18 protein-coding genes are annotated in these 15,854 nt (G+C 47.5%); 8 read left to right on the forward strand and 10 right to left on the reverse strand.

Annotated features, from left to right (window positions below):
• The first annotated feature begins 9 nt into the window (after window positions 1-9).
• Both pseI and AB5Y67_RS07160 read left to right on the forward strand, forming a co-directional pair.
• On the forward strand, window positions 10-1,056 hold the full coding sequence (gene pseI / locus AB5Y67_RS07155; RefSeq protein ID WP_080768685.1) for a pseudaminic acid synthase: 1,047 nt from the start codon (window positions 10-12) through the stop codon (window positions 1,054-1,056).
• Window positions 1,057-1,102: 46 nt separating this feature from the next.
• The gene (locus tag AB5Y67_RS07160; RefSeq protein ID WP_081253343.1) at window positions 1,103-1,771 is read left to right on the forward strand and encodes a trans-aconitate 2-methyltransferase; all 669 of its coding nucleotides are present in this window, start codon (window positions 1,103-1,105) and stop codon (window positions 1,769-1,771) included.
• 69 nt (window positions 1,772-1,840) lie between these two features.
• Here AB5Y67_RS07160 and AB5Y67_RS07165 read toward each other — a convergent pair whose 3' ends face one another.
• The 8 genes from AB5Y67_RS07165 to AB5Y67_RS07200 all read right to left on the reverse strand — a co-directional run bounded on the left by AB5Y67_RS07165 (window position 1,841) and on the right by AB5Y67_RS07200 (window position 10,252).
• Window positions 1,841-3,928: a 6-hydroxymethylpterin diphosphokinase MptE-like protein gene (locus tag AB5Y67_RS07165; RefSeq protein ID WP_064342020.1), complete on the reverse strand. Its 2,088-nt coding sequence runs from the start codon at window positions 3,926-3,928 to the stop codon at window positions 1,841-1,843.
• Window positions 3,928-4,251 (reverse strand): hypothetical protein, encoded by a 324-nt coding sequence (locus AB5Y67_RS07170; RefSeq protein WP_042083788.1) that lies wholly within the window; start codon window positions 4,249-4,251, stop codon window positions 3,928-3,930. Before AB5Y67_RS07170 ends, AB5Y67_RS07165 begins: the two co-directional genes overlap by 1 nt.
• Window positions 4,251-4,673, reverse strand: a complete 423-nt coding sequence (gene fliS, locus AB5Y67_RS07175; protein WP_042083790.1) for a flagellar export chaperone FliS — start codon at window positions 4,671-4,673, stop codon at window positions 4,251-4,253. Before fliS ends, AB5Y67_RS07170 begins: the two co-directional genes overlap by 1 nt.
• Window positions 4,674-4,696: 23 nt before the next feature.
• Window positions 4,697-6,097: a flagellar filament capping protein FliD gene (gene fliD / locus AB5Y67_RS07180; RefSeq protein WP_368207595.1), complete on the reverse strand. Its 1,401-nt coding sequence runs from the start codon at window positions 6,095-6,097 to the stop codon at window positions 4,697-4,699.
• 25 nt (window positions 6,098-6,122) lie between these two features.
• Window positions 6,123-6,548: a flagellar protein FlaG gene (locus AB5Y67_RS07185; RefSeq protein ID WP_064336734.1), complete on the reverse strand. Its 426-nt coding sequence runs from the start codon at window positions 6,546-6,548 to the stop codon at window positions 6,123-6,125.
• A 36-nt stretch (window positions 6,549-6,584) separates the two neighbouring features.
• Window positions 6,585-7,481, reverse strand: coding sequence for a flagellin (locus tag AB5Y67_RS07190; RefSeq protein WP_064336735.1), 897 nt, complete (start codon window positions 7,479-7,481; stop codon window positions 6,585-6,587).
• Between the two features lie 383 nt (window positions 7,482-7,864).
• On the reverse strand, window positions 7,865-8,764 hold the full coding sequence (locus tag AB5Y67_RS07195) for a flagellin (RefSeq protein ID WP_064336736.1): 900 nt from the start codon (window positions 8,762-8,764) through the stop codon (window positions 7,865-7,867).
• 585 nt (window positions 8,765-9,349) lie between these two features.
• On the reverse strand, window positions 9,350-10,252 hold the full coding sequence (locus AB5Y67_RS07200) for a flagellin (protein WP_064336737.1): 903 nt from the start codon (window positions 10,250-10,252) through the stop codon (window positions 9,350-9,352).
• 383 nt (window positions 10,253-10,635) lie between these two features.
• On the opposite strand from AB5Y67_RS07200, the gene AB5Y67_RS07205 reads away from it, so the two are divergent.
• Window positions 10,636-11,268 (forward strand): trimeric intracellular cation channel family protein, encoded by a 633-nt coding sequence (locus tag AB5Y67_RS07205; RefSeq protein WP_005333975.1) that lies wholly within the window; start codon window positions 10,636-10,638, stop codon window positions 11,266-11,268.
• Between the two features lie 100 nt (window positions 11,269-11,368).
• Complete coding sequence (locus AB5Y67_RS07210) at window positions 11,369-11,761, forward strand: hypothetical protein (RefSeq protein WP_005333978.1); 393 nt, start codon at window positions 11,369-11,371, stop codon at window positions 11,759-11,761.
• A 75-nt stretch (window positions 11,762-11,836) separates the two neighbouring features.
• On the opposite strand, the gene thiI is transcribed toward AB5Y67_RS07210, so the two are convergent.
• A complete protein-coding gene (gene thiI / locus AB5Y67_RS07215; RefSeq protein WP_019446044.1) occupies window positions 11,837-13,285 on the reverse strand; it encodes a tRNA uracil 4-sulfurtransferase ThiI in 1,449 nt (482 codons plus the stop codon).
• A gap of 64 nt (window positions 13,286-13,349) precedes the next feature.
• On the opposite strand from thiI, the gene AB5Y67_RS07220 reads away from it, so the two are divergent.
• The 4 genes from AB5Y67_RS07220 to AB5Y67_RS07235 all read left to right on the forward strand — a co-directional run bounded on the left by AB5Y67_RS07220 (window position 13,350) and on the right by AB5Y67_RS07235 (window position 14,675).
• Window positions 13,350-13,907, forward strand: coding sequence for a hypothetical protein (locus AB5Y67_RS07220; RefSeq protein ID WP_325793627.1), 558 nt, complete (start codon window positions 13,350-13,352; stop codon window positions 13,905-13,907).
• 4 nt (window positions 13,908-13,911) lie between these two features.
• Window positions 13,912-14,094, forward strand: a complete 183-nt coding sequence (locus tag AB5Y67_RS07225) for a hypothetical protein (protein WP_040318810.1) — start codon at window positions 13,912-13,914, stop codon at window positions 14,092-14,094.
• 2 nt (window positions 14,095-14,096) lie between these two features.
• The gene (locus tag AB5Y67_RS07230; RefSeq protein WP_368207667.1) at window positions 14,097-14,291 is read left to right on the forward strand and encodes a hypothetical protein; all 195 of its coding nucleotides are present in this window, start codon (window positions 14,097-14,099) and stop codon (window positions 14,289-14,291) included.
• Between the two features lie 102 nt (window positions 14,292-14,393).
• A complete protein-coding gene (locus AB5Y67_RS07235) occupies window positions 14,394-14,675 on the forward strand; it encodes a hypothetical protein (RefSeq protein WP_325793626.1) in 282 nt (93 codons plus the stop codon).
• Between the two features lie 60 nt (window positions 14,676-14,735).
• Here AB5Y67_RS07235 and AB5Y67_RS07240 read toward each other — a convergent pair whose 3' ends face one another.
• On the reverse strand, window positions 14,736-15,755 hold the full coding sequence (locus AB5Y67_RS07240; protein ID WP_325793625.1) for a hypothetical protein: 1,020 nt from the start codon (window positions 15,753-15,755) through the stop codon (window positions 14,736-14,738).
• Between the last annotated feature and the right edge of the window lie 99 nt (window positions 15,756-15,854).

The following is a 15,854-nucleotide window of genomic DNA, read 5'->3' on the forward strand; positions in this document are numbered from 1 at the left end:
TAGGACACCATGTCATATTTTTCTATTGATGGAAGAGAGATTGGGCATCACAAAAAACCCTTCATTATTGCGGAGCTATCAGGTAATCATAATGGGAGATTAGAAAATGCACTAGCGCTCATCGATGCAGCTGCGGATGCTGGTGCTGATGCCATAAAATTACAAACCTATACTGCTGATACAATGACATTGGATATCGATTTGCCAGAGTTTCATATTCAAGGTGGATTATGGGATGGGTATACACTGTATGATTTATATCAACAAGCCCATACGCCGTGGGAATGGCATCAAGCACTTTTCGAGCGAGCAAAAACTAGAGGACTAATTATTTTCTCGACACCATTTGATGAGAGTGCTGTCGATTTTTTAGAGAGTCTAGGCACACCTGCATACAAGATTGCCTCATTCGAAATCACAGATCACCCTTTGATAAGGTATGTGGCCAAACAAGGAAAACCAGTCATTATTTCTTCAGGAATGTCTAGTGAAACCGAAATAGCCCAAGCTCTGACCATTTTACGTGAGAACGGATGTACACAGATTCTATTACTTCATTGTGTAAGCGGCTACCCGACACCACTTGCCGATATCAACCTCAAACGAATCACTCGTTTGGCCGAGACCTTTTCAGTACCCGTTGGTCTGTCTGATCATACATTGGGCAATACCGCCGCTCAGTTGGCTGTCGCCTTGGGCGCTGTAGCCATCGAGAAGCATGTGACTCTGGCTCGTGAAGATGGCGGACCTGATGCTGAATTTTCTTTAGAGCCAGATGAATTGAAAGCACTATGTGACCAGACCAACCTCTGTTGGCAAACATTGGGAACCGGTGAAAGTGGTAACAACCAAGCTGAAGAATCCAGCTTAATATTTCGTCGCTCTCTTTATTTTGTCTCTGATATACAGGCTGGAGAAATCATCAAACCGGAGCATATTCGAAGGATAAGGCCTGGCTATGGACTGCCACCCGAAGCTTTACCAAAGATACTGGGAAGAAAAGCTCGTCATGATATTCATCGAGGTAAATCTGTCCATTTTGATGACGTTTTATAATACCTTAAATGACATTTCTGATAACTTGCAATAAAGGGGTATTTACATGATACAGAAAAACATCTTCATGCAAGAAGAGGCTGATGCATGGTATGAGAGAAATAAGTTCTGCATCAATCAAAAATCTCTGAGTAATGACCCCATATTCACAGCACTACAAAATATCGGCTACCAACCGAAACGAATCCTTGAAATTGGCTGTGCCAATGGTTGGCGATTAGCACAACTGGCTAACCATTATGGTGCCACCTGCTATGGTATAGATCCCTCACAAGCAGCTATTGAGGATGGAGCTAAGAGCTATCCCGCATTAAATCTAAGTGTTGGAACTGCAGATGGTTTACCTGACTTTGAACCTGTCGACCTGATTATTTTCGGTTTTTGTTTATATCTATGCGATCCACAGGATTTATTCACAATTGCGGCTAATAGTGACAGATTGCTCGCAGACAAGGGGGTAATGGCTATTTACGATTTTTGTCCTCCCACAGGACACTATCGAAATGACTACCAGCATCATGCCAACCTTTTTAGCCATAAAATGAATTACAGTAGTATGTTCAGTTGGCACCCAAGTTATTGTCGAGTGTTTGAGCACGTCATGCATCATGATGGTACTCACGAGCTGGAACCAGATGCATTGGTTTCTGTTCAACTATTGAAAAAAGACTCGCAGCTTCTTAATGCAAAAAATCCATATCCCCACCCAAATTAATAATAAAAAAGGGAGGTATTAGCCTCCCACAAAAAGAATAATGCATTGTTCACTACATCAGAAACATCATTATTTTCTAAAAAATGACATAATTTCATTATCAACCATATCAACACTATCGAAAGCTCTTGGATACATCTCTTTTACTTTCGCCAAAAAGTCTAACCATAAGCTGATTGCTGGCCTCATCAGCGCCATCGTTTTTTCCTCTCCATCAAAAGAATAGAGAATTGAACTCAATATGGTAAACACATAGTTCATTGAGCCAATCATAATTTGAGATATATGTTTTTGCCGAGTTGCTGCAATCTGTGCGAGATAACCAAAATTACGCAACATTAATTGATTAATCTCATTTCTAGATGAGAACTTCTGTTGCCACTCACCCATCATTTTATCGATTAAAACATCGAAAAACTCAACATCAAGATATGGTTTGAAGTCTTCTTTTGACAGAGGGATCGGGGTTGATAGCTGTGTAATTTGGTGAATCAGCTCAGCTTTATCTATGACTCCTGAAAAACTGATCTCACTATCAGGCAATGGCCTTGCTTTTGCAATTTTAGCCCCGTCGCTGCAGTTAAAACACTGAACATGTTCATTCGCAGCTAATACTTGCTCAATAACTTTTCGAGATGTATTAAACATGGCGTTACTTATTACAACACCACCAAAATTACCTTCATGCTGCCACTGGCTGTCTCCATACATCAACTCACCTAGTACCTCAGCACCTTTATCACTGTTATAATAAGCACTAAATTTCGAGTGATGATGCCCTTTGTTTTTATAACCATTATCGAGGCCAAATAAATATATATTTTTAAAACCAAGATGAATAGGTGCACTCACCCCGATATTCCCGACTAAAGGGTTTACCCCTCCCAATGCAGCATATTTGGGAAGATGAGGGAAGTTAACATGATAGAGGATAACTCCAGGCTCACTAAGTTTAAACATTAATGCTGATTTGTCGAACAGCGTTGAGCAATAGGGGTGAATAACATCCGTGCTTAGGAAAAGTATATCTCTAAGATAATCTGGGTCATTCATATTAACCAAGAAATCATAAACAACCTTAGTTCGTTCAGTCTCAACATGAATATCTGGTTTAATACCTACTTTATGCAATGCAGAAATAGCACTACCACATGAAATTAAAATTGCTTTTTCTTTATTCCTTTCAATAACAGGAAGAGATGCATCCAAAGATGGACCATTCGCAATCACAAAAACTGGGGTTCTATTATATTCCGATGGAATTTTCTTCCCCTGCACCAGGAACGGAACAGTTCGTTCAAGATTATCAACCGTATGAGAAAGAGCTATCAGATTATCATCAAAAAAACCCCACCCCATCACCAGAAGATAATACTCCCGCTGGATTCTCTCAATTAAATATTTAATTTTATCATTTTGGTAACCCCACATGATAAAGGCATTAGCGATAAGAAAAGAACCACGGCTATGAATAGCAGATGCAAAATCATTAAAAATAGTATCTTCATCCTGGCCTAACAGGATATGGAGACCAAGGTTCTCTTTATATAAATAATCAAGCAGAGGTGCCCAATCAAAACAAAAAAGAGATGCATAAAAAAGATCTAGATCTGGTTCAAAAAGAAATAAGGTGCCAATTTTGCATTGTTCATAAAGATAACCAAGGTGGTAACCCAACCCAACCCCAAACACCAGTGCGGTCGGAACTTCAGTTGGTACTTTTTTTAATGGTTCTTCTCGAGCAGCAAGATCATCAAGATAAGCATTGAGTTTATTAAGATACTCAACGTGCATAAATCCGAGTGGGTTGGCTTCTTGACTAAATGAGAACTTGGATAATCCCCCTTTATCCATGAACTCTTTAACTAATGTCTCACAGATAAGATACGGCTCATCACCATATACCGCGACATCATCATCGATCCAAGCCATATTTGGCTGGCCATTTTCATTACAAAAAAAACGAAATGGTCGGCTTGGTTGATATGACTCATACATATCTGCAATATGGGGGATATATTTACGAAATGCAGCAATATTCTGTGAGAATCGAAGCGGCAAGGCCACCGACATGGCAGCCTCTTGCTCTGCACGTTCTTTTAGTCGTAAAGCAACACCTTCAGCTTTTTCCAAAATATCATCAATATTTTCCGACATCAGAACTCCTTGCTATTCACACTATAAATTTGCTTTGCTTTACTCGCCAACCCAATCACAGACAACTCATTGAAAATGATTTTACGGTGATCAGATGCCACTTTTTTCATGCTTTCTTCTTGTTGAAAAAGTAATGTAGCCAATAAAGTGGCATCTTGTTTTAGTGAAGGCTCACTTTCAACGAGATACAACAAACGGTCAATCAAAGAAATCCGATAATCCATACAGACCAGAGCATCATCATAGCTTTTTCTGGCTAATAGATATTGAAGTTGCTCGTAATTTTCTGTGAGAGCTTGTTGCAAAGAGGCTAAAGTGGTCATTACAACTCACCCAGTTGCTGTCTCATTTGATAGCCCTGTTGTTTAGCAGAATCTGGTAACTGATCCCAACCAGATTTTATAGTAACCATCAAAGCCATGACCTCTTCAATCGGGGCTACATCCAATGCAAGGCTTGCATCCCAAATTCGCTCGTCCATATAGGAATAGAGGCTATATAAATCTTCAGCAATAGCCCCTTGACTCATATCAAGTGCATCCTGCAAACCATGTAATAACCCCTGAGCTTTCGATACAGCGGTAGATTTTGCTTCCATATCACGACGTTCAATTGCACCTTTGGCTTGAGCCAAACGTTCAAGTACACCTTGCATCATGAGCTGAATAACACGATGAGGATCGGCAACAGCCAAGTCAGCAGCGACACTGGTTGCCTTATATGCTTTAAGATTACGCTGGTACATAGCCTGCTCCTCGTAATATAAATTTATTTCTTGTTATTAATCTGTAATGATTGCAGTGCTGCCGCTGAGTGATTCATTTTCACTAACAAGGCGTCTAGGCTACCATATTGAGCACGTAGTGAAGCTTCGTATTTAACCAATTGAGCGTTTGATGTGGCCTGCTTCTGGTTCAAGCTACGCAGATCGGCATTCAAAACATCTGTACGTTGATCCAGCATACCGCCAGACTTGGAATACTCTTTTAAACCTGTATTCAAGGTTGCAGCAATACCCTTTTCTCCACCGAAAAGCCCAACGACTTGGTCAAAGTTTTTATCAACAGCATCATCAAATTTTGTTTTGTCCAGAGACAACTTGCCTTTATTATCCATCTTAATGCCTACTTCAAAGATGGTTGAGTAAGTCGTACTGGTACCTGCTTTATTTGTTACAGTATTAGCCATAAAACTGCTAATGGTACGAGTGCTCGCATCACCAGCGAGCGCGCCACCATCATCTTGTCTAACTCCACCAACGATACTATTACGCTTGCCCAACGCGTCCATTTTATCTTGCAGCGCGTTATAACCATCAATAAACTTCTTGACCATATCCTGAATCGCAGTTTTATCAGTTGTTATGGCAACTTTATTGGATTTCAGAGTTGTGCCATCACTCTCTTTATCGGATACACGTAAAACCGTTAATTTTAAGTCCTGAATAGAGTCGTCAAACACATTGGTATCACTTTTAAGTGTATTACCATCAACAGTAATTTCAGCACTACTAGCGGCTTGCTTTTGGCTCATCGCAGAACCAGTAGCACCAGTTGCAAAGATATCCAGCTCAGAATTATTACCAGTGATCAGCAAATCTTTGCCATCTCCAGATATCCCAGAGTCAATAACAAATTTTGCCTTACCATCGGCAGTATTGACAATATTTGCACTAAGACCGAAGTTATCTCCGTTGCTATTAATACTTTTACGAATGTCTTGCAGAGTATCCCCTGCCTTGACATCAACCTTGAATTCCTTGTCACCGGCTTTGAAGGTCAACTGACCATCCTGAGTCACAAGTGGAGTTGTCGAACTGGCAAATTCACCTTCAACACGGCTAGTGGTTGCCAATTTATTGACGGTAATATTGTACTGACCATTGGAGCCACCACTTTTACTCTCCACCTTCATCACCGGGTTATCTTTATCTTGGGTGATGGTGACGGCTCGCTTGTTGAAGGCCCCTGGTTTGCTCAAGGTATCGAGAATATCGGTGAATGCGGTGAGGGATGACTTCAGCTGGCCTATACCAGATATGCTGATCTGGGTGCTGTTTTGCTTGGTCAAAATCGGTTTCTGTAGCTGGGCCTTCTTGGCCGCTACGCTAGCAGCGATGACGCTCTCAAGATCAAGCCCAGAGCCCGCCCCGGCAGAAGTAATGGCCATGTTATCTTCTCCTCATCAATTCGGTTCAAATCTCGCTATCAAACAACAGTCCGCGTTTAGGGTTCGCCCCTGCTTCACCTTGCTGCAACGCCTGGATCCGCTTGTGGATAGCAATCAACTCTTCTGTAGGGATCTGGCGGATCACCGAGCGGGTATCAGAGTCCATTACCTTTATTACCACCTGGCCAGACTCCTGCTCCATGCTGAAATTAACGGTCCACCCTTGCAATTTGCCAAATTCCTGCAAGTTTTGTACCTGTTTTTCAAAATCTGCCTGGCTCTGCACTTGTTGAAGCTCAGTTTCCTTTGCCTGCTCCTGACTTTTTTGCTGTACAGTCCCGGCATCCTCTACCGTGCCAGAAAGCAGTTGAGCGGCCACCTGGCCGCTCTTGTCACTTAGCTGTAAGGAAGCGCCATTGGCAGATGACAGATTGCCTATTTCGGTTGCCATCTTATCTCTCCCATCTTAGTCAGCCTAGTCAACCCATTACCCAAGCAGGGAAAGAGCAGACTGCGGTCTCTGGTTAGCCTGAGCCAAGACACTGGATGCGGCCTGTTGCAGAATATTCTGCTTGGTCATGTTAGCAGTCTCGGTCGCAAAATCCGCATCACGGATACGAGAGCGAGCGGCACTAACGTTTTCCGCGATATTAGCTTGGTTACGAATAGTCGAATCTAATCGGTTTTGTACCGCACCAAGCTCGGCTCGTTTGCTATCAACCACTCCCAACATTGAGTCCACTGCCGCCAATACGTTTTGAGCGTTACTCTGACTACTAATGCTGATACCACCAGCACTTCCACCAACAAAAATGGTCGTGACACCAACAGCAGCTGCCGTTGTAGCAATAGTTGTCGCTGCGGCGGCAGCAATACCGGAGATGCTAAAACCAGCGGATTGATCAAGTGCAAAGCCGATCGTCTGATTGGCGTCAGCACCGACCTGGAAAGTACCTGTATAAGAACCATCAAGTAACTTGGTTCCCGCAAAAGTCGTATCTTTGGAAATGCGATTGATCTCTGACCCCAGCTGGTCAACCTCTTTCTGCAATGCTTCACGATCTTTGGCTGAGTTGGAACCGTTAGCAGATTGCTGTGCCAACGTACGCATGCGCTGCAACATACCGGTCACTTCATCCATCGCGCCTTCAGCCGTTTGAGCCAGAGAGATACCGTCGTTGGCGTTACGGTTACCCTGATCCAAACCGTTGATCTGGGAGGTCAGACGGTTGGAAATCTGCAGACCCGCTGCATCATCTTTCGCGCTGTTGATGCGCAGACCGGATGCCAGACGCGTGTACGAGGTATCCAGAGATTTGGTGGTATTCATCAAATTACGCTGGGCGTTCAATGATGACGTATTGGTATTAATAAACATGGCCATAATAAATTCTCCCGAAGAACATGCGACTGCGGGTTGCGCTGTCAAAGCTGACAACGGCCCACCGTAGAAGAGGAGGTTGAACGAGCCTCTCTCTTCTGGCGGGTATCTGTTTGAACGGACAGGCTACCCGCAGCTATGCAAACGTTGGATTCCGAACACCCCTCGATTGCCTCATCTTGGTTAACGGCGGCCAAGTCGCAATCTTTAGGACATTATTGACAAAAACAGAACGCTTTCTCTCATCACTTTTTCAACCAGCCTTGCAGACATAACGCAAGCATTACCCGACTTTTCCCAGGTTGTATTCAGAAAGCCCAATAAAACTCAAGCGGCCTTAAGTTGGCCGCTTGAGTTCAAGACTGCTACACAAAAATGAGGAACTATTAACCAAGCAGAGATAGTGCTGATTGAGGACGTTGATTAGCCTGAGCTAAAACGCTTGAGGCCGCCTGCTGCAGAATATTCTGCTTCGTCATATTGGCTGTCTCAGTCGCAAAGTCGGCATCACGGATGCGCGAACGTGCAGCACTGACGTTTTCAGAGATGTTTGCCTGGTTGCGAATGGTTGAGTCCAAGCGGTTTTGTACGGCACCAAGCTCAGCTCGTTTGCTATCCACAACTCCCAGCATGACGTCTGCAGCAGCGAGGACTTGCTGTGCTCCGCTCTGAGTACTGATGCTGATGGAGCTACCTGCAGCAAAAATAGCAGTAACGTTAATCGCGGTACCAATCACGGTGCCTACGTCAACGGTAGTATTCGCCGCAGCAGCAATTCCAGAGATACTGAAGCCATCAGCTTGAGACAAGCTAAAACCGATGGTCTGGTTGGCGTCAGCACCGACTTGGAAAGTTCCACCGTAAGTGCCGTCCAGTAATTTAGTACCTGCAAACGTAGTGTCTTTAGAGATACGGTTGATCTCGGACCCAAGCTGGTTAACCTCTTTCTGCAGAGCCTCACGGTCCTTTGCTGAGTTTGAGCCGTTGGCAGATTGTTGCGCCAAGGTGCGCATGCGCTGGAGCATGCCGGTCACTTCATCCATTGCGCCTTCAGCCGTTTGTGCCAGAGAGATGCCGTCGTTAGCGTTACGGTTACCCTGATCCAGACCATTGATCTGAGAAGTTAAACGGTTGGAGATCTGCAAACCCGCAGCATCATCTTTTGCGCTGTTGATACGCAAACCGGATGCCAAACGGGTATACGAGGTATCCAGAGATTTGGTGGTATTCATCAAATTACGCTGGGCGTTCAATGATGACGTATTAGTGTTAATGAACATGGCCATAATAAATTCTCCCGAAGAACATGCGACTGCGGGTTGCGTCACCATAACTGAGTGACGACCCACCGTAGAAGAGGAGGTTGAACTGGCCTCTCTCTTCTGGCGGGTACCTGTTTGAACAGACAGACTACCCGCAGCTATGCAAACGTTGGATTCCGAACACCCCTCGATTGCGTCATCTTTTTAGCGGCAGAATTTAGCCAAGCTTTAGGAAAATTGTTGCCGATAGCGGCAAGTCTTCTCCTGTGAGGGGTAACATACTCAATCACCCCACCCTCTATGGGAGAGCCTTCCAGCCATGCCCATAGATGAGCCTGAGGAAATATAATTTTGGCATGATGTATGCACACACTGGGAGGAGTGACGCTAATTTGGCGACACAATAAAAAATGGCCGGAGAACCGGCCTAAAAATGAGCATATGCTCAGGAGAATATGACCAAGCGTGACAGAACTGAACAGCTGGACAACACTTGGCATTACTAGTAGAGAATTATATCTCTCCCGATAGAACAGAGTGCGAACCCGAACACCCCTTTGTTCCATCTCTTGACCAGGGCGGCCTGAACAACCGCCCTGTTTTCTTTTGTTAGCCTTGCAGCAGCTGAAGTGCTGACTGAGGTCTCTGGTTGGCCTGTGACAGGATACTGGAAGCTGCCTGCTGCAGGATATTCTGTTTGGTCATATTGGCAGTTTCGATCGCGAAGTCAGCATCACGGATACGCGAACGAGCTGCACTAACGTTTTCCGAAATGTTGGCTTGGTTGCGAATAGTCGAATCCATCCGGTTCTGTACTGCACCAAGTTCAGCGCGTTTACCATCCACAACCGCTAACATCGCATCAGTTGCTGCAAGAACGTTCTGTGCATTACTTTGACTACTGATGCTAATCCCACCAGCACTACCGCCAACAAAGATAGCTGATACCAGAACGGTCCCACCGGTAGCTGTCGTGATAGAAGTTGCAGCCGCCTCAGCAATACCCGAAATGCTAAAGCCCGCATTTTGACTCAAACTGAAACTAATGGTTTGGTTGGCATCAGCCCCAACCTGGAAGCTCCCAGTGAAAGAACCATCGAGCAACTTGGTCCCCGCAAATGTGGTAGAGGTAGAGATACGGTTGATCTCTGCTCCCAGTTGATCCACCTCTTTTTGCAGTGCTTCACGATCCTTGGCAGAGTTGGAACCGTTAGCCGACTGTTGTGCCAAAGTACGCATACGCTGCAGCATGCCGGTCACTTCATCCATGGCCCCTTCCGCAGTTTGTGCCAGAGAGATACCATCATTAGCGTTACGGTTACCTTGATCCAGACCGTTGATCTGAGAGGTCAAGCGGTTGGAAATTTGCAGACCCGCGGCATCATCTTTGGCGCTGTTGATACGCAAACCAGATGCCAGTCGAGTGTAGGAAGTATCCAGTGATTTGGTCGCATTCATCATATTACGCTGAGCGTTGAGTGATGAAACGTTAGTGTTGATAAAAAGGCCCATGACTATTCTCCTAAGCTATTAAATTTACTCTTCTATTTGCTCGAGCTTTATTATTTTCTGTGCCCGATGCGTCTTATTTAACGGCTCGTTTTTGGATGTCTTTAGCATTTTTTTCAACGCTTCATCGCATTAACGCCGCTTACCTTATATATCGGCGGGTCGGGGGGATACTTAAGGAAAAAATCGGACCTAAACCTGTGATGGGCTCAACCTTCTGAAGCCCGCCAACGGCGGAGAGCTAAGGGCACGCACGAGCCTCGCCCGGTTCATGCCGCGAGAAAAAATCCGTCCCGACTCTCAATTTTGTCGAGCACTGTTGGCGATTGGGCTCACCAGCCCCTAAAATCGCGGCCCCATCAACAATTTGGCGTGAGTTGTTCTCCATGCAGACACTGGTTGAGCAGATTGTTTACATCAGCGACATGTTTGGTACTGCGGTATTCGCGTTTTCAGGGGTATTGGTGGCTGGCCGACTCAGAATGGACGGGTTTGGCGTCATGGTTTTGGCGGCGGTCACTGCCATCGGCGGCGGCACCATCCGTGACATGATCCTGGGAGCCACCCCTGTATTCTGGGTGCGCGATCCCCTCTATATCTGGGTCGTCATTGCGACGGCGCTGATCGGTATGTGGATGGTCAAACTGCCCCGCAGGATGCCCTGGTATGTACTGCCGGTGGCGGATGCCTTCGGACTGGCCCTCTTTACCGTGATCGGTGCACAGAAGGCCCTCAACTTCGGCACCCCGGGGCTGATTGCCGTGATCATGGGCACCATGACCGGGGTAGCCGGTGGCATGATCCGCGATGTACTGGCGCGGGAGGTCCCCATGGTGCTGCAAAAAGAGATCTATGCCACCGCCTGTATCCTTGGCGGCATTCTCTATACCCTGGCGCTGGAGGCAAACATGGACAGGGTAACGGCCATGCTCATCTGCATGACGGCCGTGTTTGGCCTGCGGGTCGCGGCTATCTACTGGCATCTTTCGCTACCGACCTTCTCCCTGCAACGCAATTGAGAGCAGGCCCACAGCGTCATCATGTCGCTGTGGGCCACGCGTTGAACCAAATAGGCTTTTCTGTTGTCATAGAAGCAGTCGTTGTTAGCCGGAACTTCTCATGCGCAAAATCGGTATGCTTACCACCCTTCTCCTGGCGAACGTGACGGCAGCCCACGCCGAAGCACAAGTGGTATTTGGACGACTGGCCTCGGCGCCGGTGCAGCAGTTCAACCAGCAGATACGCCAGGCAAGCCATCAACAGCAAAACTGGGTTAATGACTACCGTGAGGTAGCTCTGCGATTCGTCGGTCATGGTGACACGCCCAGCCGCATCCATGCCCAGCAGCTGGACAATGATCTGGTGCTCTCGGTCGCCCTCGACGGCAGCAAGAGCGACATGATCTACATCCTGACCCTCTATCGCAGCAACAACCTGTGGCAGATGCGGGAGGCGGAAATGGGGTGGCGTTGTCAGGGGCAAGACTCCTTCACTCCGGTTCCCTGTCCCTGATAGTCATTACTCACTCTGTGAAATAAAAAAATCCGGCACATTGGCCGGATTTTTTATTGAAAGTGAAAAACACGCTTACGGGCGGTACACCTTGACGTTGTCAAAGCCCTTCTCTTTCAGATAGAGCGCCTGCAGCTTGCTCATCACACCGCGATCGCAGTAGAGCAGGTAGGTCTTCTCTTTGGGCAGATCGCCAAAGGCGGTGGCCAGCTTGAAGAAGGGGATATGCAGTACTTCACGACCTTCCACCACCAGCGGCTTCTCGTCGTGTTCGTCGGCAGAGCGGATATCCAGGATCACCTCATCAGCGCCCAGCACCTGGGTGGTTTCCACCTCTTGCACTTCAGCGGCAGTCTCTTCACCGATACGACGGATATCGAGGTAACGGGCCTCAGAGACCACCTTGTCCAGAATGGAGAAGTCAAAATTGGCCTCTTCCTCTTCAATGCGGGAGAGCTCGGCCTTCACGGTCGGCTTCTTGGAGATGACCCCACAATACTCCGGCATGGTCTCGGCAAACTCCAAAGTGCCAATGCGGCGGGCTTCACTGATGATATCCGGCTTGTCCCAAGTAATGAGCGGGCGCAGGATCACCTTGTCGGTCACCCGGTCGATCACGTTCAGGTTGGTGAGAGTCTGGCTGGATACCTGACCCACACACTCACCGGTCACCAGCGCCGGGATCTGGAATTCATCGGCCACCTTGGCGGCAGCACGCATCATCATCCGCTTGAGCACCACGCCCATCTGACCGTTGTCGATCTTCTCGAGGATCTCGGCAACCACCGGCTCGAAGTCCACAGCGGTGAAACGTACCCGGTGGGAGGAGCCGAAACGGTTCCACAGGTGATAGGCCACCTGCTTGACGCCGATCTCGTGGGCCGCACCGCCCAGATTGAAGAAGCAGTAGTGCACACGGCAGCCGCGCTTGATGAACTGGAACGACGCCACGCCGGAGTCAAAACCGCCGGAGAGCAGGCTCAGCACATCTTCCTGGGTCGCGATGGGCATGCCGCTCAGGCCCTGATGGATGGCGCTGACGATAAAGAGCTCCTCACCGTCGATCTCGAGGTTGATCTTCACATCCGGGTTCTTGAGGCGCACACCATTGCTTTCGCAGTGCTGATTCAATCCACCGCCCACGTAACGCTCAACCTCGAGGGAGGAGAACTCATGCTTGCCGTGGCGCTTGGCGCGCACGCAGAAGGTTTTGCCCTTGAGCTGGTCGCCCCATACGGCTTTCACCTGCTCGAAGATGTCGTGCAGATCGGTAAACTTGCTGGCCTGAACCTCGAGGAAAGCCTGAATGCCCGGAATACAGGCCAGGGCTTCGATAGCCTGCTCGCGGAACTGGTCGTTGCGGGAGCTCACAATCAGCTTGTCCCAATCCATCCGTACGCGGGCATCGTCGTCGAAGCGGCGCAGGACATTGCGGATATTGCCCTGCAGGATCTTGATAAAGCGCTGGCGAACCGACTTGCTCTTGATGGTGATTTCCGGGAACAGCTTGATAATGAACTTCATGGGGGCTCTTTAAATTTTGAGGTAAATCAACGACTTACAGGCAGATGTGGGAACAAATGTTAGAATGGGAGTTCCCGTGAACAGCTACACATTATCTCACAGCGACCAGCTTGTTGCCACCCTTGCCAAGCAGCCGGTGTCCACCTTCGGGACCCACTACACCAAAGAAGTCGCCCTCTTCATCGCGCGACACCTGAACAAGGCCCAAGGCTGGGCTGCGAGTCTCTACCTGCGGACCATCGCTGAGGGTATCGGCTGCACCACCCGCACAGTCCGCAACTCTCTGCGTCGTCTGGAGGCCATCGGCTTCTTTAAGACCGAGTTCCGGAAACACGCCCAGATAGCCAACTGGAATCTGGCCTCTGTGTACCGCATCGGGTCAGCACTCCTAGCCCTTTTCCGTACCCCCAGCACCAAGCGTCCGGCTAAGTCTTTGACTTCTTCTAAACAGAAACAAAGTAACAAGGATCACGCTCCCGTTTCTTCGTCTGTGGGTAAGTTCACCATGTTCGACCGCAAGCGAGTCACCAAGACACCGGAAGAGTGGGAAGCCAGCCAGAAGGCCAGCCAAGAGCACAACAGGAGCGCCCTACAGAAGCTCATAGCGATGATGAAGGGATGACCCTATGGATGCTTGGGGGATAGGACCAGCGATCAAGCAGGAGTGGCTACAGGAGATCCTGCTGCCCTTCCTGTGGGATGAACTGGAAGAGTTCGAGGAAGATGGAGAGGACGCCCCTCTGTCGCCCTGTGGCATCCCCTTTGACTGTCTGGACTGTCGATTGTGTGAATACCTTGAGAGGACGTAATGATGACCGAGCGTAAAACTCTGGTGTGCGTGGAGGCTGGGCTAGGGGTAGCTGAAGGCCAGGAATTTCCTGTGCTGGGAGAGAACGGGAGTGTGTGGGAGATCCTGCTGGGCGGTGAGTACCGGAAGGTGAACAAGCGGTCTGGCCGTGTGCAGGGCTGGAAGACAGGCCCGAGGTTTGATGTAAAAATTTCCTAAGGAAATGAATGCGATTCTGGCGTATGTCCCTGAGCAGCCAGTTGAAATAAATTCAAGATAGGGACACTGTGACGAGAATGGATAAATGTGGAGACATCAGAAATGTATCAGCTCAAAGTAGTCAAAATACCCGATGTAGACAACGAGACCTTCGAGAATGCCCTTGCCTTCTCGTGTCGTCGTATTGAGAACGAAATCGAGGGCTTGCATCTACAAACCGTTATAAATGGTGACGTAGTCACAATTACAAGTCTTGATCCACAAGAGCTAAAGACGGCAAATCAAGATGAACTAATGCGCAAGATAGTCACCTGCTTCTGCTATCGCGACCAATCACTCTATGAAGATTTTGGAAGTGTCGCATGGCTTTCATACTGGCCATGATGAGGTGTAGGTAGGGAGAAGAAAAAAGGAGGAGCTAATGCCCTCCTTCCGAAAGATCTGTCACGCAGGGTTATTACTCGGTTTTTCCACCGAAACGATACGCCCTTCTAAGAATTTGTTATCACAGGTGACATAGTCATAAGCGAAGAGAAGCGGACAGTCGTCCTTCAGCCCCTCGTAAATAAGATCCATTTGATCATCAAGCAAGAAATTGTCGGCTCTGAGAGTAAATGTCCCAACCGATTGAGTTTCGATTGTGACCACTGCGTAGTCATTTTCGACTTTCTTTTTTACAGCCTCAACATAACCGATTGATTTTGCGCTTATCTTTTGTTTGTCACGCTTCTTACGACGATTGAATTCCGCCAGTTCTTCACGGTTGAATGCCTGCTGACCGATTCTTGCATAATCTGCATCTGTCACATGCTTGGCTACAGATTCGTAACCTTGCTCAATTGTCTTAGTGAATTGCCGTATCTCTGGAGGCAGTTTCTCCTGGTAGGATGGCTGCCCAAGTACTTCCACAACTTTTACCAGAGAATCGGCGTGAGTTGCGCTCGCTTGAGCCATCACTCCGAGTTGCCGCGTCAGCTCTTCACTTTGGCTACGTGCTGTTTTTTGCTCTTGCCACGTTTTGAAGAGCCAGAAACCCGCTACAGAGAAAACGAGCGATAGAAGCACTACCATCGATTGTTCACCTGTCATGTTTTCCATTAGGGGGTTCACACCTGTAATCAGTTGATTTATAAAGTCGTCGGCAGGCGCGGATGTATCTGAAGAGCCTTCTTTGATAAAGAATACTAGCTCAAGATTTTGCTTAAATGGTCGTAGTGACCGGCAGTCTCTAGTGCCATGCGCTATCTCGGAGTATCCCTGCAACATAGCTTGATTCAGTTCCAAGAATCCTTCCATCGCAGTGGCGGGGAGACTGCCTTTATACCGTTCGCCTTTCAAGTAAATTTCGACGTTAGGCCAACCTTTAAACTCAATGTCCTCAACCGAGACTGTACATTGACCAGAGAAAAACTCGTTCGCTAAATTGAGGAATGCGTCCTCTGAATCAATAATTCTTTTGTCCATCAATCAGGTCTCGGTGAAATTTCGGATGATTCTCACACGAGTTCGCTTTGAATTGAATCTCTGATCTCACAAGTTTGGATTCTGGCCTGGTAAATTCAG

The sequence above is a fragment of the Aeromonas sp. s12 genome (genome assembly GCF_040907925.1).
GTDB classification, from domain to species: domain Bacteria; phylum Pseudomonadota; class Gammaproteobacteria; order Enterobacterales; family Aeromonadaceae; genus Aeromonas; species Aeromonas veronii.

Coding starts and splice junctions, on each gene's coding strand:
- fliS (WP_042083790.1), bottom strand. CDS start 4,673: ATGTACCAGCGTAATCTTAAAGCATATAAGGCAACCAGTGTCGCTGCT.
- AB5Y67_RS07195 (WP_064336736.1), bottom strand. CDS start 8,764: ATGGCCATGTTCATTAACACTAATACGTCATCATTGAACGCCCAGCGT.
- pseI (WP_080768685.1), top strand. CDS start 10: ATGTCATATTTTTCTATTGATGGAAGAGAGATTGGGCATCACAAAAAA.
- AB5Y67_RS07235 (WP_325793626.1), top strand. CDS start 14,394: ATGTATCAGCTCAAAGTAGTCAAAATACCCGATGTAGACAACGAGACC.
- AB5Y67_RS07190 (WP_064336735.1), bottom strand. CDS start 7,481: ATGGCCATGTTTATTAATACCAATACGTCATCATTGAACGCCCAGCGT.
- AB5Y67_RS07240 (WP_325793625.1), bottom strand. CDS start 15,755: ATGGACAAAAGAATTATTGATTCAGAGGACGCATTCCTCAATTTAGCG.
- AB5Y67_RS07225 (WP_040318810.1), top strand. CDS start 13,912: ATGGATGCTTGGGGGATAGGACCAGCGATCAAGCAGGAGTGGCTACAG.
- AB5Y67_RS07170 (WP_042083788.1), bottom strand. CDS start 4,251: ATGACCACTTTAGCCTCTTTGCAACAAGCTCTCACAGAAAATTACGAG.
- AB5Y67_RS07230 (WP_368207667.1), top strand. CDS start 14,097: ATGACCGAGCGTAAAACTCTGGTGTGCGTGGAGGCTGGGCTAGGGGTA.
- AB5Y67_RS07185 (WP_064336734.1), bottom strand. CDS start 6,548: ATGGCAACCGAAATAGGCAATCTGTCATCTGCCAATGGCGCTTCCTTA.
- AB5Y67_RS07220 (WP_325793627.1), top strand. CDS start 13,350: ATGGGAGTTCCCGTGAACAGCTACACATTATCTCACAGCGACCAGCTT.
- AB5Y67_RS07200 (WP_064336737.1), bottom strand. CDS start 10,252: ATGGGCCTTTTTATCAACACTAACGTTTCATCACTCAACGCTCAGCGT.
- fliD (WP_368207595.1), bottom strand. CDS start 6,097: ATGGCCATTACTTCTGCCGGGGCGGGCTCTGGGCTTGATCTTGAGAGC.
- AB5Y67_RS07165 (WP_064342020.1), bottom strand. CDS start 3,928: ATGTCGGAAAATATTGATGATATTTTGGAAAAAGCTGAAGGTGTTGCT.
- thiI (WP_019446044.1), bottom strand. CDS start 13,285: ATGAAGTTCATTATCAAGCTGTTCCCGGAAATCACCATCAAGAGCAAG.
- AB5Y67_RS07205 (WP_005333975.1), top strand. CDS start 10,636: ATGCAGACACTGGTTGAGCAGATTGTTTACATCAGCGACATGTTTGGT.
- AB5Y67_RS07210 (WP_005333978.1), top strand. CDS start 11,369: ATGCGCAAAATCGGTATGCTTACCACCCTTCTCCTGGCGAACGTGACG.
- AB5Y67_RS07160 (WP_081253343.1), top strand. CDS start 1,103: ATGATACAGAAAAACATCTTCATGCAAGAAGAGGCTGATGCATGGTAT.